This is a genomic window from Streptomyces sp. NPDC127092 (assembly GCF_042722475.1).
In the GTDB taxonomy this organism is placed as follows: Bacteria; Actinomycetota; Actinomycetes; order Streptomycetales; family Streptomycetaceae; genus Streptomyces.
The window spans coordinates 1-1,158 of sequence record NZ_JBHXFE010000340.1 but is presented as its reverse complement, the minus strand read 5'-3'; the positions used below and the strand labels follow the sequence as shown (position 1 = coordinate 1,158).

Genomic DNA, 1,158 nt, shown 5'->3' with positions numbered 1-1,158 from the left:
CACCGAGAGGCAGCGGAGCACGGCGCTGACGGCCTAGTCGCGGGCTTTCACGATGAAGCGCAGTTCGCGTAGCGGCTCCCGGCGCTGTCGAAGGGCTGCGGACCCACCCCTGCTCATGCAAGGATCAGCCACACCCAACACGTCCCGGGACCACGCCCGAGGAGACAAACATGAGCGAAGTGCCCGAAACCCGAGAACACCCTCGCCACGAGTCCACGGCGTCGACCGAACGATTCGGTCACCTGATCGAACGCGACGACAACGCCGACTTCCCCTTCTACAACGGCAAGCCGACAACACTGTCGGTCGGCCAATGGATCACCCTGTGGGCCTCAGTCGCGGTCGGCTTCGCGGCTCTCGTTCTGATCCCTGCGCAGAACGACGTCGTCGACCTGATTCCGCGAATCCTGTTCGTGGCGATCCCACTGACCGTCCTCGCCCTGGTCACCAGGGAGCACTGGACTTCGCTGTTTCGCCGGGTCACCGGCCGGGACGTGCTTCTCATGTTCGGGTTCGCCACCCTCAACATCGCCGTGTCACTGATCCTGGGTCTGATCGTCAAGGCGCTATTCGGCGCATCGGCGAACGAGGCGACAGACGGTATCCAGGGTGCGCTCGACATCACCGCGTTCTACGTCGGCACCGCCATCCAACTGCTCGGCGAAGAAATTTTCACCATGCTGCCGTTCCTCGCGCTGCTGTACTTCCTCTACGCCAAGGCAAAACTGTCCCGCAAGACCGCGATCATCCTCGCCTGGCTGATCAGCGCGGTCTGGTTCGGGGCGGCGCACCTTCCGACCTACGACTGGAACTTCGCGCAGGCATTGATCGTCATCGGCGGCGCCCGCATCGTCCTGACGCTGGCCTACATCCGCACGAAGAACCTGTGGGTCTCCACCGGCGCCCACATCATCAACGACTGGGTGATGTTCACCCCGACCATCGTCGGTGGCGCGGCCTTGATTGCTCTCTGATCGCCAAACGCACAATCGAGGGCCTGGGGGCGTACCCCGGGCCCTCTCTGTGTTTCTAACCCACGATTCGCTGCGCGGAACACCAGCGACGCAGCGCAGCGGACAGAGCGCAGGCACGATGGCGAACGACACCCTGACTGCCACGGCAAACGGTCAACTGCTGGCTGCGGCGAGAGCCTGGAGC

1 protein-coding gene is annotated in these 1,158 nt (G+C 63.8%); it reads left to right on the top strand.

The window, feature by feature from the left end; genetic code table 11:
• The first annotated feature begins 170 nt into the window (after positions 1-170).
• Positions 171-974, top strand: a complete 804-nt coding sequence (locus ACFWJO_RS40240) for a CPBP family intramembrane glutamic endopeptidase (protein WP_378493840.1) — start codon at positions 171-173, stop codon at positions 972-974.
• Positions 975-1,158 lie beyond the last annotated feature (184 nt).

Bases quoted from the DNA above. Each gene is read 5' to 3' on its own strand.
- ACFWJO_RS40240 (WP_378493840.1), top strand. From the start codon at position 171: ATGAGCGAAGTGCCCGAAACCCGAGAACACCCTCGCCACGAGTCCACG.